The organism is Mucilaginibacter sp. UYCu711, assembly GCF_050433825.1.
Lineage (GTDB): Bacteria > Bacteroidota > Bacteroidia > Sphingobacteriales > Sphingobacteriaceae > Mucilaginibacter.
Map to the genome: position 1 here is coordinate 327,673 of NZ_JBNPWM010000003.1, position 22,555 is coordinate 350,227.

15 protein-coding genes are annotated in these 22,555 nt (G+C 42.5%); 2 read left to right on the top strand and 13 right to left on the bottom strand.

Annotated elements, in window-relative coordinates; translation table 11 throughout:
• Positions 1-78: 78 nt before the first annotated feature.
• Genes ABIB50_RS08670 through ABIB50_RS08685 form a run of 4 tightly spaced genes read right to left on the bottom strand, consistent with a single transcriptional unit; the run spans position 79 to position 7,233 of the window.
• Positions 79-1,242 (bottom strand): DUF5007 domain-containing protein, encoded by a 1,164-nt coding sequence (locus ABIB50_RS08670; protein WP_429378964.1) that lies wholly within the window; start codon positions 1,240-1,242, stop codon positions 79-81.
• Positions 1,243-1,274: 32 nt separating this feature from the next.
• Positions 1,275-2,555 (bottom strand): hypothetical protein, encoded by a 1,281-nt coding sequence (locus tag ABIB50_RS08675; RefSeq protein ID WP_429378966.1) that lies wholly within the window; start codon positions 2,553-2,555, stop codon positions 1,275-1,277.
• A gap of 22 nt (positions 2,556-2,577) precedes the next feature.
• Positions 2,578-4,164, bottom strand: coding sequence for a RagB/SusD family nutrient uptake outer membrane protein (locus ABIB50_RS08680; protein ID WP_429378968.1), 1,587 nt, complete (start codon positions 4,162-4,164; stop codon positions 2,578-2,580).
• A 45-nt stretch (positions 4,165-4,209) separates the two neighbouring features.
• Positions 4,210-7,233, bottom strand: coding sequence for a SusC/RagA family TonB-linked outer membrane protein (locus tag ABIB50_RS08685; RefSeq protein WP_429378970.1), 3,024 nt, complete (start codon positions 7,231-7,233; stop codon positions 4,210-4,212).
• Positions 7,234-8,142: 909 nt separating this feature from the next.
• Here ABIB50_RS08685 and ABIB50_RS08690 point away from each other — a divergent pair.
• Both ABIB50_RS08690 and ABIB50_RS08695 read left to right on the top strand, forming a co-directional pair.
• A complete protein-coding gene (locus ABIB50_RS08690; protein ID WP_429378972.1) occupies positions 8,143-10,860 on the top strand; it encodes a carboxypeptidase-like regulatory domain-containing protein in 2,718 nt (905 codons plus the stop codon).
• A 281-nt stretch (positions 10,861-11,141) separates the two neighbouring features.
• Positions 11,142-11,303, top strand: coding sequence for a hypothetical protein (locus ABIB50_RS08695; RefSeq protein WP_429378974.1), 162 nt, complete (start codon positions 11,142-11,144; stop codon positions 11,301-11,303).
• Between the two features lie 9 nt (positions 11,304-11,312).
• Here ABIB50_RS08695 and ABIB50_RS08700 read toward each other — a convergent pair whose 3' ends face one another.
• The 9 genes from ABIB50_RS08700 to ABIB50_RS08740 all read right to left on the bottom strand — a co-directional run bounded on the left by ABIB50_RS08700 (position 11,313) and on the right by ABIB50_RS08740 (position 22,555).
• Positions 11,313-12,722, bottom strand: a complete 1,410-nt coding sequence (locus ABIB50_RS08700; protein ID WP_429378976.1) for a glycoside hydrolase family 125 protein — start codon at positions 12,720-12,722, stop codon at positions 11,313-11,315.
• Between the two features lie 581 nt (positions 12,723-13,303).
• Entirely contained in the window at positions 13,304-15,484 is a 2,181-nt protein-coding gene (locus ABIB50_RS08705; protein ID WP_429378978.1) for a TonB-dependent receptor, read from the bottom strand.
• A gap of 52 nt (positions 15,485-15,536) precedes the next feature.
• Positions 15,537-15,851: a DUF6660 family protein gene (locus ABIB50_RS08710; RefSeq protein WP_429378980.1), complete on the bottom strand. Its 315-nt coding sequence runs from the start codon at positions 15,849-15,851 to the stop codon at positions 15,537-15,539.
• A 17-nt stretch (positions 15,852-15,868) separates the two neighbouring features.
• The gene (locus ABIB50_RS08715; RefSeq protein WP_429378982.1) at positions 15,869-16,291 is read right to left on the bottom strand and encodes an arsenate reductase ArsC; all 423 of its coding nucleotides are present in this window, start codon (positions 16,289-16,291) and stop codon (positions 15,869-15,871) included.
• A gap of 8 nt (positions 16,292-16,299) precedes the next feature.
• A complete protein-coding gene (locus ABIB50_RS08720; protein WP_429378984.1) occupies positions 16,300-16,866 on the bottom strand; it encodes a DUF6428 family protein in 567 nt (188 codons plus the stop codon).
• Positions 16,867-16,918: 52 nt separating this feature from the next.
• Positions 16,919-17,248, bottom strand: coding sequence for an ArsR/SmtB family transcription factor (locus tag ABIB50_RS08725; protein WP_429378986.1), 330 nt, complete (start codon positions 17,246-17,248; stop codon positions 16,919-16,921).
• 316 nt (positions 17,249-17,564) lie between these two features.
• On the bottom strand, positions 17,565-18,854 hold the full coding sequence (locus tag ABIB50_RS08730) for a DUF885 domain-containing protein (RefSeq protein WP_429378988.1): 1,290 nt from the start codon (positions 18,852-18,854) through the stop codon (positions 17,565-17,567).
• Between the two features lie 117 nt (positions 18,855-18,971).
• Positions 18,972-21,110, bottom strand: a complete 2,139-nt coding sequence (locus ABIB50_RS08735) for a TIM-barrel domain-containing protein (RefSeq protein WP_429378990.1) — start codon at positions 21,108-21,110, stop codon at positions 18,972-18,974.
• A 98-nt stretch (positions 21,111-21,208) separates the two neighbouring features.
• Complete coding sequence (locus tag ABIB50_RS08740; protein WP_429378992.1) at positions 21,209-22,555, bottom strand: alkaline phosphatase family protein; 1,347 nt, start codon at positions 22,553-22,555, stop codon at positions 21,209-21,211.

Genomic DNA, 22,555 nt, shown 5'->3' on the forward strand with positions numbered 1-22,555 from the left:
ATAAGAAGGCAGCAAAAAAACATTAACGGCCAAATAATTTGTTTTCTCATTGTATATTAGTTTTAGTCATTAGGGTTTTTAGTCGTTATCAAACTTAGGGTTAGCTGTCTTGAAGTGGAATACGATCTCCCAATCGCCTTTCTCATAAATTCTGAAATCCTGAGCAAGTATCCCTGTTTCTCGTATGTTACCAAAACCAGTTCGGGTAAAGCTAAACTCTACGTGCGCGTTATCGCCACCGCCAGTATTTGTAACACCACCTGATGTAAATTTAGTAGGTATTCTTACAAGAGGTATCGGATAAGCTACGTTATACTCAACATATGTAGCAGTTTGCACATAACCTGGCTGACTGCCATCTGCCGTAAAGCCATGAACCTGATCTATCCATTTAGTAGCATTAAATTTACCCGGGTTAATAGCAACCGAGTCCTTATCTAAAAATTTAAATCTTAGCCTGTGTCCGATAGCTGCCGCGTTACCCGTGGCGTCAGTAAATTTCCGTATGTACACATAAACTACACCTTTGTTAGGGTCGGTACCACCGTCCATATATTGGTTAGTAGCCGCATTTCTAATACCATATACTGTTGATGGGGTCATACGCACTAATACCTTACCACCCGGGGTAGTTGTATTTGGCTTACCATTAATTTGGTTAATATCCTGAGCCGGAAAATATGGCACTTCAATTTTAGGTGCAATAGTTAAGTTTCTGATAAACCTTGAACCGCCGCTATTTGAAATTTTTACATCAAAGTACCTTTTATCCTGTGGATATACAACTGAATCCTGAGGTTTAATAGTACCGCCTTTAGCAATACTTGCACCACTATCATACCAAACAAGATCACCACTTCCTCTGGTTTCTAAAATCGGGTGATTTTCTATATGCCTTTTAGCTTCAATTTGAGCCAAGCTGGTTTCTTTACCGGTGTATTCTTGGGTCCAAACTAAGGTTGGTTTTACAGCAAGCATATCGCTTGCATCTTTACCATCACCGAATCTTGGATTTTTTATCTCAAATGTCATCGGGAAACTGGAGTTACCAGAGCTAAAAATATTGCCCCCACTTAATAACTGCGTTCTTCCAAGTATGGGCTGAAAGTCCTTTGTAGTATAGTCGGCTTGAGTACTCAGATAGTTTTTCTCATCGGGCAAGTTATATAGTTTCTTGCATCCCGAAAAGGCAACCGCCGCTACTAGCAATACAAAAGCTTTATATTTTATTGTTTTTTGCATAACGTTGTTTACTTTAAACATTTCTCTTTTAATTATAATTGTTCTCTGTAGTTCATTGTCCACTCAGAAATCTGGAACAGGGTACCAAGTGAGCTACCAGTACCATTACGTGTAATGGTTATTCTATAGCCTCTGTAAGGTACTGTATTCACAAAATCGAATATCTTTTGCTGGTAATTTGTAGTCCAGTCCTGATCCTGACGTACATCTAAAAGAACCCAAATTGCACCCCCTGCTGTGGGATCGGTAGCGTTAGGATCAGCAAGTGTTGCACCTGTGGTACCTTCTACTTTGAAGTCCCTTGGGTCACGATCTTTATACAATTTAGAGTCATTCGCGGTAGTCATGGTATAGCTGTTAGCTACTCTGCCTACGTAATTACCGGCAGCATCACGTGGGAACCATGATAACGTAGGATAATATGCCGATCCCTGGTTGAAGTTACTGATGAATTTAGTTAACACAGAGCCATCCAAAACTTTTTTCAAAGTCTCGCCTGAAGATACCTGGCCATCAAAGTAACCAGAAGCAGCCGGCCATGAAACAGTAAATTTATCGTTTTTATAATCAAACACATTCCTTGGAGGTGGCACCAACGTCATTCTTGCCACAAAGTCATCAAAGCCAAACCTGTGGTCTGGTCTTAATAAGTGCACCATGCCCTTGCTAGTTTTGATGTTTACCGAGGTAGTTGTTGTTTTAGACCATTTGGCAACAAACAAACTTCTTTGAGTATTGGCAAATTCTATAATGTCTGAACCACCATTTTGAAATCCTTCAGCATCTGCATACACACGTTGAGCATGCATCGGATAACCGCCACGAACACTATTAATAAATTGTCCGTCGCCAATGGTGAAGTCGCTTGACACATAGATTTTTCTTATAATATACTTTGACACCAAAGTATCTAAGTTTGTACTATCACGTTTAGCTTTAGGTTTAAGCTTAGGGTCTGTTACCCCGCTTTCGCCGGCAGCAAGTTGTGTCAAATATATAGGCTGCTGTCCTAAACCTGCACGCACTGCGTTCAAGTTTTTAATTGCTATTTGAAAACTTGAGTTTGATGGAGCAAATAACGTAACGGTACTATCTGTTAATGTCTTTGCAATTCCCATCTTATCAACTAACAACAATAACGAGTCATAAACACCTGGTTTGCTTTTCAAATACTGGTAGGTATTTAAGTTAGTTGTATTTACAACTGGAGAGCTGCTATAATAGCCTGCCTCCCGTTTACATCCTGTTTGAAATATTACAGCAACAAAAGCCATTGCTACAATATATTTTCCGAATAAAATTGATCTTTTCATTTTCTCTATGCTCTTTATTTTATTACTTCCAATATGAATTTTGTGTTAACAACGGATTTTGTGCTAAAATATCCCTTGATATAGGCCAGTAAATACCGCCAGAGTTAATCAGTGCCATAAAAACAGGGTTATTCTGTTTGATTTTTTCATATCTAATCCTATCATACCAATGATATCCCTCGCCCATAAACTCTTTTTGACGTTCTTTAAAGATTGCTTCTATAATCGGTCCATGTTTTGCCGCGCTATAAGGAGTGTAATCACCTGCTTGATTTTGCAAACCTACCTGGTCAACATTGTACCTGTTTATTCTAACAGCGTTCAAATCATTTATTGCAAGTTGGGTTTCACCTAATACTGCATAAGCTTCGGCTCTTAATAACGTAACTTCCTCTAAACGGGTTAAAAGTATTGAGCTTGAAAACAATCTGAATGTTCCATCAGATGCATCACCACCTTGAATAACTTTTATTTTGGCAAAAATTGGATATCTGCCCAGGAAATTAGTAAAGTAGCCGCGTACGGTGCCTGAGTAGGCATCAGAGTGTGTTACACCTAAGGTATCGATATTGAAACGTGCATCGTATGTTTCTTTAAATATCGATAATATAGAATCTTTTGGAACATAGATATCAGGAACGCTTTTGTTCACAGCTGGAGCAGCAAGGGTTAATGATTCTATATTTCCTGCAAATGCACCATCCTGGTTATCAAATATAGAGCTCAACGCAAATATTTGATTATAATTTGAGCTATTAGCCGATTTATAAAACAACCCATTAGGTGCAGTTAGCGTGGTAGTACTGGTGGTATAACCAATGCCACCTTTGGCGAAATCAGTCAATACAATTTTAGTATACCTGATAACATCTACATATTTACCCTGCCATGCCGCAACCTGGCCTAATATGGCATAAGCCGCAAGTTTGGTTACTAATTGGCCAGACCATCTTGTACTTGGCTGGTTGTAATAAAGGCCCGGCTGTTGCAAGTCACTATTACTGTAATAGTATGGCAAGTCAAGCGCGGTTGCTTCCATTTCTTGCTGCACGTATGATAATACAGCATTTTGATCTGTTCTTCCTTTGTTTTCAAAACTACCATCGCGTGATGATAAGATCAAAGGCACATCGCCCCAAATTCTTACCATATAAAAATAGGCATAGGCTCTCAAGAATCTAACCTGCGCGATATCAACCTGCATGTTATTTCCTGTGTACCGGGCATCTTTAGCCTTAACCTCTTTAATACGCTCTAAAAAAGTATTAGCAGCATTAACAATTGCATAAAACCTTCTCCAGTTAGATAACTGGTTAACCACAGGATACGATGCATTCAGGTCATTCCTGATAATAGCCTTTAAATCCTGGCGGATAGGGCTTTCGAAATTACCCATACGAACGTCACCATATATCCAATGGCCATTGTTATCGGCAAGCGCTGCTCTTGTTAAACCGTATACACCCATTATGCCTGCACGGGCATCTTCTAAAGTGTTCCAAAAGTTTGTCTCACTTACAACACGTGATGAAGCAACATCTAATGATTTCTTACAACTATCAGTTACAAGAGCAAGAAAAATCAGACTTAGCAAAATTATTTTTTTCATTTCATCTATTTTAAACGGTATTCAATATTTTGTCTACGCTGTGAATTAAAAATCTACTTTAATTCCTAATATATATGTTCTTGGGATTTGCTGTCCATACCCGGTATCATAACCAGTATAGTTCACCAACTCCGGATCCTGACCCGTATACTTTGTTAATGTAAATACATTGCTTACGCTTCCATATATATAGAACTTCTGTACACTAATCGTTTTCTTTTTGAATACGCTTGTTAAATCATATCCTACCTCCAGGTTACGAAGTTTTACAAACGAAGCATTTTCTAAAAACAGATCTTGATTGATTTGATAAGGAGCTACAGAGCTTGAAGGGTTATAAATTGGATATTTTGAATAATCTCCACGTTTTTCCCAGAAAGTAATCTCTTTTACAGAGTTAATATCATTCAAGCCCTCGCGGTTGTAAAAATCAAATCTGTTAGCCATTTCCTGGTTTAATAACTGGCGGCCGATATTATAATAGAAATTCATACTTAACGACCAGTTTTGGTAACCAAAAGTATTTCTCCAACCACCTGATACTACTGGTAAGGCATGTCCCTGTAAAGATCTGTCTGCATTAGTGATCGCATTGTCACCATTTACATCTTTCCACTTAGGGTCACCTGTTTTTAAAGTAATACCATTATAAGTCATTTTCTTACCTGCTACAACAGGTACTTCAGCATCTGTATTATAAATACCCTGGTTGGTTAACAACCAATAGCTATCAACAGCTTCACCTACTTTAAGCATTCTATCTGCACCGGCAACACTATTTGTAATAACTATTTGAGTTAAGCCGCCTGGCAATGCAGTTAATGTATTGCGATTTAAGTTAACATTTAATGTTGATGTCCAGGATACTTTGTTAGCAGATGGCATTATAACACCACTGATGGTTGCATCTATACCTGTATTACGTACGGCCATTCCGTTTTGGATAATAGAAGTGTATCCATACTCTGCTGCCGAGGGCACACCCAATAACATGTTTTTATCATGTTTGTAGTAACCTTGCAAGCTTAAATACAAGCGATTGTTTAAGAATGATCCGTCTAAACCAAGGCTGGCTTGGTCTGTATAAGCCCATTTTAAGTTGTACGGAACATAACCGGCATTATAAGGACGCGTTAAAGTAGCTAAACCGTCATATCCCGGAGTAATTAAGTTACCTGTATAACCGATAAACGCGGTATACTGAGGGCCTTGGGCATAATTGTCAAAGTTTTCATATCTACCCATTCTGCCTATGCTACCCTGAATTTTTAATTCAGATATACTGCTTGCAGTTGGCAGAAGGTCTCTTTTCAAATCCCAGCCCGCAGTAACTACTGGCGAATAGAACCAACGGTTAGTTGGTTGTTGATTTGAAGATGCATCTGCTCTTAACACAACTGATAAATTAAACTTCGCTTTGTAAGAATAATCTACCTTTCCGTAAAAAGATGTTTGATTGTTTCTTGTTTTATCTAAGAACTTGTATACCAATTGTGGTTTATATACACCATCAGGAAGCAAGTACTCTGGCTTTGTAGGATCAGATTTTAACAAGTTTAATTTTATAAAGTCGTTACTTCCTTTATAAGCATAACCATAAGTATACCTGAAAAAGTCCCATTGAAATTCGTTTCCTAAAGTAAAGTCGAATTTATTGTCGGGATTGATATCATAGCTATAAGTTGCAACGTTTTGTATGGTAGAACGCTGGTTATAACCAAAGTAGTTAGATGCATAGTTTGTGGTTTGCAATAACGTTCTTGGATAGAAAATATCGCGATAACCTTCATTATAATCCGTCGCTAAAGTTGTGATGAATTTAAATTTACCCAGGTCTACGCCAAATTTAGCATATCCGTTAACAGAGTTGGTTTTATTGTTATCAAACGCAGCATTAAACTGAGACAGGTAAGCCTCATACTTAGCCTTGTTAGGTGTTAATGGCGTACTTAGATCAGGTAAGTAATTGATCTGTGCAAACCTGTCGCGAAGATTTTTGTTACGATCACGTAAAATACGGTTAGCATTAACCATTGCACTAAACGAAAGCCAGTTTAACGGTTTCATGTTAATTACAAAACGTGTATCATAACGATCCATGTTAGTGTTATCCGCAATACCACCGCTCTTGGTATCACCTAATGAGAAGCGGAAGTTTGCAAGTTCTGTACCACCTGTTATGCTGGCGTTTACGCTGTAAACAGCCGAATTACCATAGTAGCGGTCCGTCCAGTTCGACGCACCATAATAATCGTTACTTAATGAGTCAGACAAAAACAACGGATAGTTGTCATCCCCGGTAAAGCTTCCGTTAGCAGTGTATTTGTTATAAAACTGCCTTCTAAAATCATTTTCAAACTTACCGTTAATTGTGGTAACCGGGCTCGGGGTTGCAATACCGCCGTAAGTATCAAAAGTAATTCTTCTTCGTGTGCCGGCCGGTTTGGTTGTTATTAAAATAACACCGTTTGCACCTTTAGGGCCATAAATAGCGGTGCCATCCAGACCTTTCAATACTTCTATTGATTTGATGTTAGCCATTTGGATTGTAGCAAGCGTATTGGTTGCAGGGCCAATTCTGTCATATTGATATTGTTGAATATCAAATGCATAAGGGTGTTCCTGTACCAACGGGATGCCGTCTAATACAATCAATGGCTGAGTTGCGTACAACTCACGTGGAGATACCAACGGCTGTGAGGTTCCATGTATAAACATGTTTTGAACCGTTCCGGGTTCACCGGATGGCTCTTGTACGTACAAACCAGCAGCTTCGCCCTTTAAATATTGTTGAAGGGAAATGGCTGGGAACGTTGATAGCTTCACAGGATCCATACTATTCGTTTTAGACTGAAGTCTTTTCGAAATAGTTGCCTTGGCAGCCACAACACCTACAGCTACAGTATCTATAGCTGTCGAATCTACAGCAGATTTACGCGTGGTATCTTTTGTTTGGAAGCTCGCAAAAGAGCTGCGGTTAGAGATACGACCATAAGTAGCTGTATTACCAAAGGAGTACGTTGTTGTACATAGCACACCAAGGAAAGTTATAATTGCAATAATGCGCATAACAGATAATTAAGTATTAACTGATTAAAAAACTATTTATTAATTGTTTGTTGTGTTGGGATATTTTAATCGCGACTCAATAATATTCAAGCTGTATAAGCTATCAATTACTTTGTATTCAATTAAAATGTAGATAAAATCTCTTTAGCGTATTGAACTATTAAAATTTACCTGAACGAAAATCTGTACTAACTCCAGTCAGTCGATTATTATTATTCAGAAAATGATAGTAAGTGCCGGGAGGATTCACTCCAAAGGGTTTTTGTAAAATTTTGATCATAGTATGGTTTATAATAGTTAATAAATTGGTTTTGTTAGGGCAATAAAAATATAATTGGTCGTATTATAATTGGTCGTAAATACGTTGGTGTTACTGTCGCCAGATATTCACTTTGACAATGATACAAATAAAAATTTAATATGTTCCAAATAAATTTTAAAATAATATTGATAATTGGTGAAAAAGTACCTAAAAATTGGTTTTCCTGTGTAAAAATAAGAATTTATGAAGGGAATATGCGGCCTAAAGGCCTCTTTTATTCGTGCTTTTAGGTGATATTTTGCATCTATTTTAGCTATGGCAATTATAAATCTCTATTGATTCTATAGTTTTAACATATAATGTAATTTTATTGGGCCGACTAAGCATGTTAATCAGCTGCTTTTAAATTACCCTATCCAGTTCTATAAAATTAAAAAAGTAAACAATTATGTGCGTTAAATATTCTTTATTAGAATATTAATATTCCTTACGAGAATAAGTAACAATTATGTGCGTTTAATATTATTGCTAAATAAATTTTTTATCTACCAATAAATTTATGTTTTTTTACAACATAAATACCTATTGATGATTTTGAGAGCCTACCATCTTTAAATCGCCTTGAAAAACCTAATACCTACATTATAATGAAATCAAACAAATTATCGCTATCTATCGGACTGTTATGTTCGATCATGTTACTTTTTGCATTTGTGCCAAAAGCAGACGACCCTATTGAAAAATTAGTTGGCGCCTTACAAAAGTGGGCCGACACTAACCCGCAGGAAAAAGTTTACCTGCACATGGACAAACCCTATTACGCCCTTGGCGACACCATTTGGTTTAAGGGTTATGTAACCATTGGCAGCCGGCATCAGCTATCTGCATTAAGCGGAGCTTTGTATGTAGACTTTATTACCGAACAGGATTCTGTTATCCGTTCACTTAAACTTCCTATTACAACAGGCATGGTGGTAGGCGAATTTGCTTTAGGCGATGACTTTAAAGAAGGCAGTTACCGCATAAGGGCTTACACCCAATGGATGCGCAACGCAGGCGAGGATTACTTTTTCGACAAGACTTTTACGGTGGGCAGCCCAACCAGCGAAAATGTAGTTACCAAGGCAGACTATCAATATAATGAAGTTGGCAATAAACCTGTTTTAACTGCCGTACTCAATTACACCAATGATGATGGTAAAGCCCTGGCCGACAAGGATGTAAAATACCAGATAGTCATAGACAAGAAAGTTGTTCAAACCCGGTCGGCTAAAACCGATGCGTTGGGCAGCCTACGCATTAGTATAGAGAATGATAAGCGCGTTAACTTAAGCGGCTCTTATATCAGAACAATTATAAACGACGTACAACGTGACTTCCCTATAAAGGCCGGCTTGACGCCAAACGATGTACAGTTCTTTCCAGAAAGCGGAAACCTTGTTGCTGGCTTACCGTCGCGCGTTGCATTTAAAGCCGTTGGGGTTGATGGCTTAGGCACCTCCATAACGGGCAAGATAGTGGATGAGGCAAATAACGATGTCGCACAGCTAACAACCTTACATGCTGGCATGGGCAGCTTCTTGCTAAGATCTGAAGCAGGAAAAACCTACACTGCAAAAATAACCCTGGCTAACGGCACAACAAAAACTGTAGCCTTACCAAAAGTAGTTGACGATGGCTATGTCCTAAGCGTTTATCAGCCTAATAAAGATAGTATCCTGGTAAGGATTGGCGCTTCAGCAAAACAAGTTGCGGCAGCACCGAATGTTGGCTTTATTGCCCAGGTAAGCGGCGAAACCATTTTTGCATCACCGGTAAAAATTGCAAAAGCAACAACTTCTATATGGCTGGAGAAAAAACTATTTCCAAGCGGTATAGCACAGTTTACCTTGTTTAGCAATACAGGCGAGCCATTAAATGAGCGCATTGCTTTTATCAGGAACAATGACCACATGCAGCTAAATGTCAAAACGGCAAAAACCATGTATAAAGGCAAAGAGCAGGTGGCCATAAATCTTGATGCTAAAGACAGCAAAGGCAAAAGCGTTGCGGGCACTTTCTCGGTAGCTGTAATTGATGAGAGTAAAGTACCGGTTGATGAAAATGCAGAAAGCTCTATATTCTCTAATATCCTGTTAACTTCTGACTTGAAAGGATATATAGAAAAACCTAACTACTACTTTGCTAACCAAACCGAAGATGCAGACAAAGCGCTGGATAACCTGATGCTTACGCAGGGTTATCGCAGGTTTGCGTGGAAAGAGATAGCCGCAGGCGCAATTCCAAAACCGGTTTTTGCAGCCGAAGGTTTAGGCTTTGGCGTATCCGGGCAGGTAATGAACCTGGGTGGTAAGGTATCGCCAAACGCTACTGTCGACCTGGTATCGTTAAGATCACGGATTGCCAAACAAACAACTGCCGATGCTGAAGGCAAATTTAAATTTGATGGCATATTTTTAACTGATAGCGTTAGGTTTGCCGTTCAGGGCCGATCTGCCAAAGGTAGCGACAAGGTTAAAATATTGATAGACACCCTGCCGAAATTGCGCATGAACAAAAACCCTAATATGGGAGATATAAGTACCAACATCACCGGTACCTTAAAAGCTTATATTGAAAATGGCAGGAAACTGGACGATATCTACGAGAAAACCGGCCAGTTAGATAAAGTACAAAGACTAAAAGAAGTAAGGATCAAAGCCCGCAGGATTAAAGAAGATGCCAACATTAACCCACAGGGTATGTTTAGGGTGCCTGAGGCATCTGCCGACCAGGTGTTGAAGTTTGGGGATGATGCAGCAAACTGTATCACACTTGCTATGTGCCTGCAAGCGCGCATACCTGGTGTTAGGGTTGAAACCAACCTGGGTTATACCAAGCTGGTAAGTTCAAGAGGAGCTTTAGGCCTTATACTTGATGGGCGCAAGATTGATGACCCCGACCAGATGTCTGAGCTATTAGACGGCGGCATACAGCCCGAGGACGTGGCAAAAATTGTTGTGGTAAGAACAAACCTGGCTTTAATTAACACGTTAGGCGGTGATGGTAACGGTTATTTATTGATCATGATGAAAGTTGGCACCTCGCGCAAGCAGTACAACCCGGCTATAGCCAATATATCCCCTAAAGGGTTTAATAAGGTGCGCGAGTTCTATTCGCCTAAATATGACCAGCCATCTCAAAACCAGTTACCTGATTTGCGTACCACAGTTTACTGGGACCCACGTGTAAAGACAGATGCTGAAGGTAAATCAACCTTTACTTTCTTTAATGCTGATGGCCCCGGAAGCTATAAAGTAATTGTAGAAGGTATAAACGCTGCCGGCGAATTAGGCAGACAGGTTTATAAGTACACCGTACAATAGCCTTTACCAGTATAAAGCAAAAGCCCCGTCCCGACAATGTTGGGACGGGGCTTTTTTGTGGTGATGTTTTGTTTCACAAAATGGCGAAACAAATGAAACAGATGAAACAAGATTTTCAATTAACTATTTGACATAGAATGCTTTGCCAAAATGCGGTGAAACAAAATGAAACAACTTATCAGTCAGTTTTTTTATGAATGACGATGCTGTTTAAACTTGATAGTCAGACAATTGCAAAAAAGCTATTTTTACAGTGCTGAAACGACCTGTTTGAAACAAGAATGAAACAAAAAACCGCAGTTAATGAAGCCAGGTTTACCGGCGGTTGGTGTCATAAATTCTTCAGGTGGTTGGTCGACATTTATGTCAGTATTGATACCAGTTTTACCCAAATAGATACCATTAATTACCAAAAATGGCCACCATTTACGGCAGCCATTTAATTATGTTTTTTAGCCTAATAAATTCGGCTTGTTTTTATAAGTTTCCCATAAAAACTCACCGAAAAGGGTATTGGCCCAGGCAAACCATGGGCGGCTGAATTTCTTAGCGTCGTCCTTATTGAACGACTCATGCATGAAGCCTGTGCCCGCGTTGCTGTTTTTAAGGATGTTGACGCATTTTTTGATCTCGGCATCATCAATACTTGTTAAGCCGCGAATAATTACGCTCAGGGGCCAGATACGGTCTTTACCGGCGTGCGGGCCGCCAATACCTTCGCCGGCCAGGCCTTTGTAGAAGAACGGGTTGTTTGACGATAACAGCATTTTGCGCGTGTTTTGATAGATAGGATCTTTTACCGGCATAGCATCCAGGTAAGGTAACCCTAATAAGCTTGGCACGTTGGCATCGTCCATTAAGTTGTAGCTGCCGTAACCATTAACTTCATAAGCATAAATGCGCCCGTAAGTTGGGTGGTTGATAATGGCATGTTTCTTTAAGGCTGTTTCAACCTCTAACGCTAAAGCGTTAAGCTGTGCAGCAAGTACAGTATCTTTGGTGATAGCGGTTATCATTTCGGCAGCATGCCTTAAACTTACTACCGCGAAAAAGTTTGAAGGTACCAGGTATAAATAAATGGTTGCATCGTCGCTTGGGCGGAAGGCAGAGCAGATCAGCCCGTTTGGCCTTACCGGGTAACCGTAACCATCCATAGGCACACCATCAGTAGCCCAGGCTGTTTTACGCTGAAACCTGTACGGACCAGGGTTTTGCTTGCGTTGCTGCTCTTTAAAGGTCTTAAGCGTCAACTCGATAGCCGATTTCCATTTGGCATCAAACGGTGTGGTGTCGCCGGTAACTTTCCAGTAGCGGTGCGCAAGGCGTATAGGGTAGCATAACGAGTCTATCTCCCATTTACGCTCATGTATACCGGGCTGCATTTTGGTTTCGTCATGCGCCCACTCGCCTACTTTGTTCGGGTCGTTATAAAATGCGTTGGCATAAGGATCTTTTAACACACATTTGGTTTGGTGATTAATAACACCGGCTACCAATTGCTGTAATTTTTTATCCTGTTTTATAAAGTGCATGTACGGGTACACCTGCGCACTGCTATCGCGCAGCCACATGGCATCTATATCACCGGTAATAACATAGGTATCCGGCTTGCCATCCTGTTCGGTAAAGGTTACCGTAGTATCCAAAGTATTAGGGAAGCAATTGTTAAACAGCCAGGTAAGCTCTTTATCTTTTACGTTCTTGCTAAACTCGGCAATAGCGCTATCTACAGCTGTACTGGTAAAATTTCTTTTTACCACCCTAACTGTAGGGTATCCTGCCTGCGCGAATGTTGGCACCTTACTCAACAACATTGATGCGCCCAGTAAGCCGGTGCTTTTCACAAAAGTTCTTCTTTGCATATTATTTAAGTTAAATATTAAAGCCCGCACACATCTGTTCGCGACGCGTTGATCATCAGTCTTTTATTTATAAAATCGGTTTAATTTATTGTTAGGCTTTTTGCTTTGGTTAGTATTAAAAATACTTTCCAATACTAAAAACTTTAAACCACTTAAGCAAATTATATTTTATGGCTGGAGCATTCGTTTGGTACTTATTTGGGCGTTGCCTGCGGCCCGCGCCATACGCTTATACGCCACAGGCGTTGGGCTCGGGGCCAGTATCGCTTCTGTCGCTAACGCGGGTTGGCGGTTACCTGTCCGCGTCGACTCACCCCGACATCGCCGCGCTCGTCACCCCTCTCTTTGCCTTCGGCAGAAAGAGGGGAAGAAAGAAAAAAGTAACATAAAACACCCTCTTTCCCGCTTGCGGAAGAGAGGGTCGCGCACGACGTGCCGCGGGGTGAGTCGACGCAGACAGGTAAACATGTAGTACCATTGTCTGAACCATTCCGTCTCCTCAGGGTCCTCTCTGAGAGACCCTAAGGGAACATTCAAACAATTTATATTTGATGTAAGGCTACCACCTTTATTTGCTCTGCTTATAGTTTAAACTTGATACCACCATTAGCCACAAAGCCATCCAACGGCGCATAAATATCCCGGAATACCGGGTTGGTAATACTGCCTGTATAAACCGGGCCAAACTTTGTTTGCCGGGTGTCTGTCAGGTTCTCGAAATTTATAAATAACGCAAAACGCTCCCATATCTTTTCGGTCATCAACCCCATTGTCCAATAGCCGCGCCCGGTGGTGCCATCGTTTAACAACTGCGAACTGAAATAATAAGCCTCGGCCCCTATCTTCAGTTTATCTTCTATCTCGTAAACCAGGATATTGTTTAAACGGTTACGCGATACCAGTGGGTAACTGCTAAAGGTGTTGCCCGTATGCTGGCTCACATCTGCCAGGGTATAACCTACAAACAGTTTAAAATTGGCATAGGTTAGCTTTACATTTGTTTCCATCCCTTTGGTGTTTAAGTCGCCCCGGGGCTGCAGGTATTGCAGGTTTCCGTTAGTTAACGGTGTTAATATAATGGGGTTATCAACGCGGGTATAAAAGAATAGCTGGTTGATACTGAAACTCACCCGGTCATCAAACAAACCGGTACGATAGGTAAGATCATAACTGGCACCATATGAGCGCTCTGCTTTAGTGTTTGACACATCCACCGGCAATACATTCCTGAACTCCACGCGTTCCGCATCTTCGGTAAATACACTCGGCGCCTTATACCCCAACCCGACGCCTAAACGGGTAGAGATATGTGAATTGATCTTATACAAACCCGAAACGCGGGGCAGCACAAAAGTGCCATACTCATTATGATGGTCTAAACGCAGGCCCGACTCCAGGATAAATTTATCAGTAGCGTTCCAGGTATTTTGTATGAAACCACCGATGGTATGGTAATCATAACTGCGCAAAGGGAAACTGCTGTTACGGTCCTCGTTAAAATGATCTGTAAGGTAATTAAGCCCCGCCACCCAATCTGCTTTTTCGCCGTTGTAAGCATAGTTGGCTTCGCTGTAAGTAGACGTTTGTTTACCCGAAAAGCGATAACCCGGCAAATCAACACTGCGGTCAAAATAACTCACGCTGTTTTTAAAAGTAAGCTTCTCTTTATTGTTTAGTTGATGGTCAAGCTGCGCCTGCCAGCTGTAGCGCCCGGTTTTATTCAATTCGTAATAGGAATGCTGCGCATCGCCATTCTCTTTTAGATATTGCATATCGCCGCCAATACGGTTTTCAATAGTTCCGTTTACCCCGGTAATGAGCGTGGTTTTATCACCTAAGTAAAAAAATAGTTTGGGGTTTAAAGTATAACGGTTGTAGCGGGGTACAGCCGAGAGGCCGGTATTGGATGGGTCGTAAGCCGTACTATGATTATAGGCGGCGTAAACCGTCGCCCCTACCTTATTAAACTTTTGCGAATAAAAGCCGCTGGCATCCAATCCTGCTGCAGAGGTACCGTTCAATAAAAAGTCAAGGTGCCGCTTTTGGGTTGGTGTTTTCGAGACCAGGTTAACTAAACCGGCTATCGCACCGCCGCCGTATAAAGTGGAGGATGAACCTTTGATAACCTCCACCTGTTTTAAATCAAGCGGGGCTATCTGCAATAAACCCAACCCGCCCGAGAAACCTGAATACAAAGGAAAACCGTCGCGAATGATCTGGGTGTATTTGCCATCCAGCCCCTGGATACGGATACTGGAGTTACCACTGGTAGCAGATGTTTGCTGCGTTTGGATCCCCGTACTTTCGGCCAGCAGCATCCGGATATCGCCGGGTTTCATATTGCCCTTTTCGTCCAGTTCCTCGCCTGATATGACTTCTACGCGTGTAGGAATATTGGAAATGGTGCGGCTGCTGCGGGTAGCGCCTATTACTACCGTTTCCAGTTCTTCGCCCTTATCTGCCTGTTGCAGCAAAACAAGTAAGGGTTGATTTTGGGAAAGGGGGAAATTCAGCGTATCTGTTCGGGTTTCGTAGCCTAAATAGCTGAATTTAATAGTTTGTTTACCGTCATGGATGCCGGTCAGTGTTAACAAGCCGCCGGCATCTGCAGCAGCGCCTTTTGTACTGCCCTGCAAAACGGCGGTAGCGCCTGTTAAAGGTTCGTTTGTTTTTCCATCTTTAATAATGGCTTTAAATGTGTTTTGAGAATAAGCTATAGCAGTATAAAGCAGTGCAATAAAAAGCACAATAAATTTCTTCATGATTTTTTATAATTAAGTAGATACAGGAAATTGCCGGGTGGCATAAAGCGTATTAACTTAATTTTGGCGGTTGCCAGATGGATAGCGCAATTTCTTCAAGATCAGGCTGTTGGTAAACGGCTCCGTATCCCGTAGGATCTACAGCCACAATGGGCAACTGTACGCTCAGTGGCTGACTGATTATAAAACCCACGCAGGAGCCGCAAGTGAAAAACGGGGAGCAGCCCGGGCATTCTTTCTCTCTTTGCGGGACGTTGCCCGCAAGCTCTTTTTTTGAACCCGCTGCTGCCCGGCAGTCATCGGCGCAACATGGTTTTGCGGCGAGCATGATGACATAGAAAGACAATATCAGGTAAAGTATTTTCACGCCGTAAATGTAAAAAATCAATTCATATATACCTTTACAAAATCAGCGGCATAGCGCTTGATCATGTCCCGCACCCGGCGAAACTCGTCCATCACTTCTTCGGGCGTACCAACAGCCCTGGCCGGATCGGGGAAATTTTGGTGGAAACGTTCGACTTTGCCAGGGAAAAATGGGCAGGCCTCGTTAGCATTATCGCAAACAGTGATCATCGCGTCAAATGGAATTGCCAGGTACTCATCCACATGATTTGAGGTGTGATTAGAGATATCGATATGATCCTCGGCCATCACTTGTATAGCCTTCGGGTTTACGCCGTGGGTTTCAATACCGGCGCTGTAAATATTTGCTTTATCACCAGCAAAATAACGCAGGTAACCTTCGGCTAATTGGCTGCGGCAACTGTTGCCCGTGCACAATACTAATATGTTTTTCTTGCTCATTATATTTATTAACAGCACCCGCCGCCCGGTGTGCAGCAAGCCTCTGTTGGCGCAGTGAGGTTAATTAACTGGACCTTTGATTTTTCGGCTACCGGCGCACAGCATTCTTCGCCTTTATCGTTGGTGCCGCAACTTCCGCCGCGTTCCTGTGCCTTACATTGTACCGCATCAGGGCGCAGGTCAATGGTCAGGCTGTTTCCTTCCGCAGTCATTTCGTTTGGAAACATCTGCCGGGTATCAAACGCTGAATTGCCGAACTCGATCTTTACTGTCCCGTTCCCGTCTAAAGGCAACATCTTTTCTACAATGTTAATGATAGAGAGCGCCTTGCTTACCTTCATCGACCGCGCCTGCGGTTCATTATCCGGCACCCATAATTGTACGATGATCTCTGTCCAGTTATTCATCACACCACCGCAGTCTACCGAGGTGATGGGCGCTTGTTTGATTTCGGTGATATGGTAAGCGGCATCCACCAGTTTACCTTCGGCATATTGGAACTGTAATTCCAGGTCGGGATATTGTAATAGCTTACCCTTAAAAGTTTTCCAGTTTATAGCTTCTGCTTTATTCATGGCTTATTGGTTTTATTAATTGTAATATTACGATAGATATGGTCAAAAAATTTTAGCAGCAATTATTCTTATCCTGGTAAGAAGAAAATAACCCGTTTAACTCGTTTTGAAGGTTCTTCCAGGCTTCGGGTTCAATACAATAGCAAACACTTACGCCTTCAATAGTACCCTGGATCAACCCGGCATTTTTTAATTCTTTTAAGTGCTGCGATATGGTTGCCTGCGCCAATCCCAGTTCTTGAACCAGGTCGCCGCAGATACAGGCATTCGCCTTGATCAGTTCCTGCAAAATGGCGATACGGGCCGGATGCGCTATTGCCTTCAACTGTACGGCCAGGCTGTTTTGCTCCCCGGTGAATATTTCTGTTTTAGTAGCGCCCATATAAATCTATCGCAATATTACGATAGATAGTTTAGATTTCAAAACATCCGCAGAAAAAAATTTTAGATTACTTATGAAGCTCTGTGTAGACAAACCCTTTTATGAATTTTTTGCCCTGTAAGGGCTACCCCTTTGTAGCTATATCAATAAAATATTATTTTACCCCGTCAGGGGTTACCCTCCGCCGAATTTGGGTAGCCACCTCACGGGGCAATCAAACTGGTTATTCTTGGTTCTACAAAGGGGTAGCCCTTACAGGGCACATAGGCGTTAGCTTATAAAGGCGGATATCAAGGCTGTGAAAGCGAGTATTATCCTAACCATTCAACACATAATCCTTTATAATAAACAGCGGTAACGACCCATGCTGCAACGCGCGGGTATGGAAATCTTTAATGTTGAATTTATCGCCCTGCTTTTTCTGCAGTTCTTCCTTCCAATGAACGATCTGTAACGCGCCATATTTGTAGGTTACCACCTGTGCCGGCCAGCGGCGGATACGGTTGATCTCGCGCATAGCGATATCGTCCTGCCCACGGATATTTTTCTTCCAGAATACAAGGGCCTGCTCATCTGTCCAGCCGTAATAATTTAAGCCAACATCAAGTGGCACACGTACAGATCGTACAATATCCCACTCCCATTTGCCTAACTCATCATAAGGCGTTTTATACAGGCCTATGTCTTTACCTAATTCTTCGGCATAGGCGCCCCAGCCCTCGGCGAAGCCATAATAAAAAAACAGCCGTTGCACAGCGCTTGATTTAAGCGTGGTTACCGAGTTTTGATAGTGGTGGCCCGGAATGCCCTCGTGGATGAATAACCAGTCGACCTGGCGCTTGTTATAGGGCTTATCGGTAAGATTATAGTAGAAAGTGTTATCGGTATAATAGCCGGGCGCTTGCACCAGCGCAACGTTGGTGCCTTTGGCAATTTTAAGGTCTGTTATATCGGTTTGGTTAAACAGGTTATGCAGCTGGGTATTGATGATGACTTTATCTTTTTCAAAAGCCTCTTTTATGGTAGCCTCATCCGTAATAAAAAAAGACGGATCGGTTAGGTGTTTGTAGAAATCGTCTTCGTTTAGCCCGGTTTGCTTGCGGATGGCTTCGATATGGCTTTTTACCCGTTCAACCTCGGTTAGCCCGAAAGCATAGATCTGGTCGGGTGTTACCTCATCACCCACCCATCGTTTCAATAAATAAGTGTACCAGGCTTTCCCGTTGGGGAGGGTTAGCAACCCGCCGGCCGGGATCTCTTCAGGCGCATCCTTCAACCATTGTTTCTCCAGGGCAAGCCGCTCCAGGTTTAGGGCTGTTTCGTATTTAATAAGGTCGTAATCCAGTTTTTGCACAGTAGTAAGTCCGGCACGCTTATAGGCGGGGAGCTGTGCTTTTATGGCATTAAAGAAATCCACCTCTTCAGCCACGTGTCCGGCAGAGCCGATGTGCTGTAAACCGGCTACATAGCTTAGCTCCAACTGGGGGATATTGAGCGATTGATATCCGCTTACAAATCTGGCTGAAAAATTGTCGAATTTTTGTTGTTGCGCTTCGGCATTAAATAATAACAGCAATACGCCCAGCGTGGTTAAAAGCACTTTCATAAACCGGTTGTTTTTAAATAGACGTTGAAGCCCCTTTATTGTTACACCAGCTTATAGTATGGTGATTACAGCATGGAAAGCAAGTTAGCAGGCGACAAATATTATTCTGAATTAATATTATATTTTTATCCAGTTTTTAATATTATATATCCTGGGTTTATAGTTGCCTTTTCTGCTGATTTTTCCTTTAGCGTTTTGCCAATCCAGGCTCACTATATTGAAAGCTTTTTCATAATTAAAGGTTGTGCCGTCGTCCTCAAATAGCGTAGTTGTTGCTGCGGTTTGTCCATATACATAGCAGGTTATATCAAAAACAGTATCGGGCGAAACAAACTGCACCGGTTTTGCCAGGGGTAAAATGGTTCCCTCTTTTATAAAAATGGGGATCTGATCAAGCCCCGTAGTAATACTATAGCTTTGCCCGCCTGCATATATTTTATTGGTATTATAATCATACCAGTTACCCGCCGGCAGGTATACTTTACGCGTCGACGCGCTATCGGCCAATGGTGCGGCCAATACGTTATCGCCTATCATATATTCGTCTGATACGTTAAAGGTGTTTTTATCTTCAGGATAATCAACCACCAGCGCCCTAAAGGGCGGCACGCCCTCACGGTTATATTTTGCAAAAGCCGAATACAGGTAGGGTATAAAGCTCATCCTGAAATTTAACAATGTGCGGATCTGCGCCTCAACCTCTTTGGCATTGGGCAGCATTTCTCCGCGGTTATTCTTATCGCGGTTGTATTGCAGCCAGGGCGGGCTTTTAAGGTACCAGCTGTCAAACACCGTCTCGGCGGCCAGTATGCTGGTTTGCGCGCGGCGGCAAAGTTCTGTTACATTTGCCGACTCCCTAACCTCCGGCGACCATAACAACCCCGAGAAACCTGAGTTACTGATCATCCTGATGTACTCGCTATGCACATAGGTATCGCTATACAAGGTTGTAGGGAATGAGGATGCAAACCCATTTAACGAACGGATACTAAAATACGACCGCTTATTGGCCTGCTTGTAAATATTATACATGGTCTGGAAATACAGTGTACCAAATTGCTGGTGCATCTGCTCCCCATCAATCCCCGACGGGAACTGCGATAGCTCGGGAAAACCCCAAACCGCGCTGCCCTGCGTAAGGTTAGAGTTATCGCACTCGTCCAGCTTAAAGGATGCTATGCCATTATCAACAAAGGTTTTTTTATGGTAATCTGCAAAGATCGCGGGGGCGGTTTTTCCGGCAAAATCGGGGACCAGGCCGTTCCATACTTTATAATCCCCGGCGCTGGCAGCAAGTTGCCCATATATAGGCGATACCGGCGCAACATAGGCGTGTTCCCATAAATTAAGTTTGATGCCTTGCGCCTTCATCTTATCTATCAGCTCCTGCGGGGCGGGGAAGTTAACCGGGCTCCAGACATAGGAGCACGAATAGGCCGCCGTTTGCCACCTCGGCTCCAGCCCTATAACATCAACCGGCATATGGTTCTCCCTGAAATAGTTGACCATATTGTATACGTCCTGCTGCTGCGATTCGCCTTTCATACGGTACTGTAAGCCTAACCCCCACATGGCCGGCAACGCGCCGCCGCCACTAAACAGGTTGTAGCGCTGTAAGGCGTTTTTAAGCGTAGGGCCATTAAAAATAAAAACGTCGCCACCTTTGGCACCGGGGATATCCACTATCACCTCGCCCGATTTATTATTGGTGTTCTTATACAATTCTTCTACAGACTGCGCGGCCTGGCCCACCCCTGTATTTACATTCACATCGCCTTTAACTTGTTTATGCGTACCAACATAGAAAGTAGTATAACGCGATGTATTAATGAAGATTCCATACCCTTTATTCGACACATAGAACGTCGTTGGCGCGTGGGTGAAGCCCAGATCATTTAGTGGATTATCGTTCACTATAGGGCGCCGTTTTAAGCCACGCTGCCTGAAAGAGCCTATCTGCAAGCCAAAGCCATAGATCTCTTCGGTATTGCCTAACGGGATATGCACAACCGCGCCGCGCTGGTTTACTTCAATACGGATGGATTTTGGATCGACACCCATCTCGGCGACCGGTAATTGGCTCATTGCCGTAACCTTTGGCTTTTCCTGGAGAAGATTATAGGGGGAGAATTTATCGGTTTCGCCCTGCGTTACGCGGGTAACGCCGGGCGCCATTTCCTGAACTTGTTGTGCATTGGCTGCAAAGCCAATGCAAGCTATAAAAGCGATAACGCTAAACGATAAATTACGGACCATCGGTTTATAAATTGGTGGTGTAATTTACATGGATCGGCGTAATAATAAAAATGATTTGTTAGATTGATTTTAACCGATGTAAAGCCCTGCCGGGGCCATTACCTATTCAAACTCTTCCAAATAATATCAAACACATCTGTAGGCTGTACATTCTTTTCAGCCCCATCTGTAATCAATACTGCCTTATATTCATCAGCAATATTTGTTCTACCATGCGATCCTTTTATCAGCGTAGCATCCAGTGGTATCACATCCATTACATACCTGAAACCAGCCAGCTTACGGGCCAGCTTATAGGCAGCGCGGGCTTTCGAGGTCATGAACATTTCAACCGGGTCATAGCCTGGCTTTTTAAATATATCCACGCAGCGGGCATAGTCGGGCGCTACGGCATCATCCAGCCAGAAGTAATAGGTAAACCAGCTGTCCTTATCGGCCACAACTACAATGTCGCCTGCACGTTCATGGTCAATATGGTGTTTCTTTTGTGCTGCGCGATCTAATACCAGCTCAATACCTTTCACATTTTTAAGTAAAGCAGTAACTTTTTCGGTAACCGACGGGTCATTGATATAGATATGCGCTATTTGATGGTCGGCAACTACAAATGCTTTTGACGCGCCGCAATCCAGTAACTCCAGTCCATTTTCTATTCGGATTTGCAGCAGGCCATTCTCGCGGAACAGCCGGTTTAAATGCACCGGGTTACTCACCGGGGCTATACCATATTCTGATAAGATAATGATCTCGGCACCCTTCTTTTTATAGAACGTAACTAACTGTTCAACTACCGTATCAATTTCGTTTAATTCCTTGCTGATCTTTGAAAAATCAGTTCCAAACTTTTGCAGGCAATAGTCCAAATGCGGCAGGTAGATAGTTGTAAGGGTTGGATTATGCAGGTCATCATTGATCATGGATGCGTCTGCTATCCATTGGGTTGATTTGATATTGGCTCCCGGGCCCCAAAACTGGAACAGCGGGAATTGGCCCAGCTTTTCTTGCAGTGTATCCCTTAACGCTGCCGGTTGCGAGTAACAATCAGGCGCTTTACGGCCATCTGCCAAATATTGCGGGCGCGGGGTTACCGAATAATCGGCAGTGGAGTACATATTGTACCACCAAAACATATTGGCGCTGGTAAATGAAGGGTCTTCATTTTTTGCCTTATCCCAGATCTTATCACCATTAACCAGCTTGTTTGATTGCTTCCAGAATTTAACTTCCGAGTCAACCCTATCATACCAGCCGTTGCCGACAATGCCGGTATCCGTGGGCCATTTGCCGGTTAAGTAGGTTGATTGTACCGAGGTTGTCACCGCAGGTAAAACCGGCTCGATAGTGGTGATATGCCTGTCGGCGATATGTTTTTTAAGGAACGGCGTATGCTCACCTATTACAGATTTCGATAAACCTACAACATCTATAACAACAGTCTTTTTCAT

Bases quoted from the DNA above. Each gene is read 5' to 3' on its own strand.
- ABIB50_RS08670 (WP_429378964.1), bottom strand. From the start codon at position 1,242: ATGCAAAAAACAATAAAATATAAAGCTTTTGTATTGCTAGTAGCGGCG.
- ABIB50_RS08675 (WP_429378966.1), bottom strand. From the start codon at position 2,555: ATGAAAAGATCAATTTTATTCGGAAAATATATTGTAGCAATGGCTTTT.
- ABIB50_RS08680 (WP_429378968.1), bottom strand. From the start codon at position 4,164: ATGAAAAAAATAATTTTGCTAAGTCTGATTTTTCTTGCTCTTGTAACT.
- ABIB50_RS08685 (WP_429378970.1), bottom strand. From the start codon at position 7,233: ATGCGCATTATTGCAATTATAACTTTCCTTGGTGTGCTATGTACAACA.
- ABIB50_RS08690 (WP_429378972.1), top strand. From the start codon at position 8,143: ATGAAATCAAACAAATTATCGCTATCTATCGGACTGTTATGTTCGATC.
- ABIB50_RS08695 (WP_429378974.1), top strand. From the start codon at position 11,142: ATGAAACAAAAAACCGCAGTTAATGAAGCCAGGTTTACCGGCGGTTGG.
- ABIB50_RS08700 (WP_429378976.1), bottom strand. From the start codon at position 12,722: ATGCAAAGAAGAACTTTTGTGAAAAGCACCGGCTTACTGGGCGCATCA.
- ABIB50_RS08705 (WP_429378978.1), bottom strand. From the start codon at position 15,484: ATGAAGAAATTTATTGTGCTTTTTATTGCACTGCTTTATACTGCTATA.
- ABIB50_RS08715 (WP_429378982.1), bottom strand. From the start codon at position 16,291: ATGAGCAAGAAAAACATATTAGTATTGTGCACGGGCAACAGTTGCCGC.
- ABIB50_RS08720 (WP_429378984.1), bottom strand. From the start codon at position 16,866: ATGAATAAAGCAGAAGCTATAAACTGGAAAACTTTTAAGGGTAAGCTA.
- ABIB50_RS08725 (WP_429378986.1), bottom strand. From the start codon at position 17,248: ATGGGCGCTACTAAAACAGAAATATTCACCGGGGAGCAAAACAGCCTG.
- ABIB50_RS08730 (WP_429378988.1), bottom strand. From the start codon at position 18,854: ATGAAAGTGCTTTTAACCACGCTGGGCGTATTGCTGTTATTATTTAAT.
- ABIB50_RS08735 (WP_429378990.1), bottom strand. From the start codon at position 21,110: ATGGTCCGTAATTTATCGTTTAGCGTTATCGCTTTTATAGCTTGCATT.
- ABIB50_RS08740 (WP_429378992.1), bottom strand. From the start codon at position 22,555: ATGAAAAAGACTGTTGTTATAGATGTTGTAGGTTTATCGAAATCTGTA.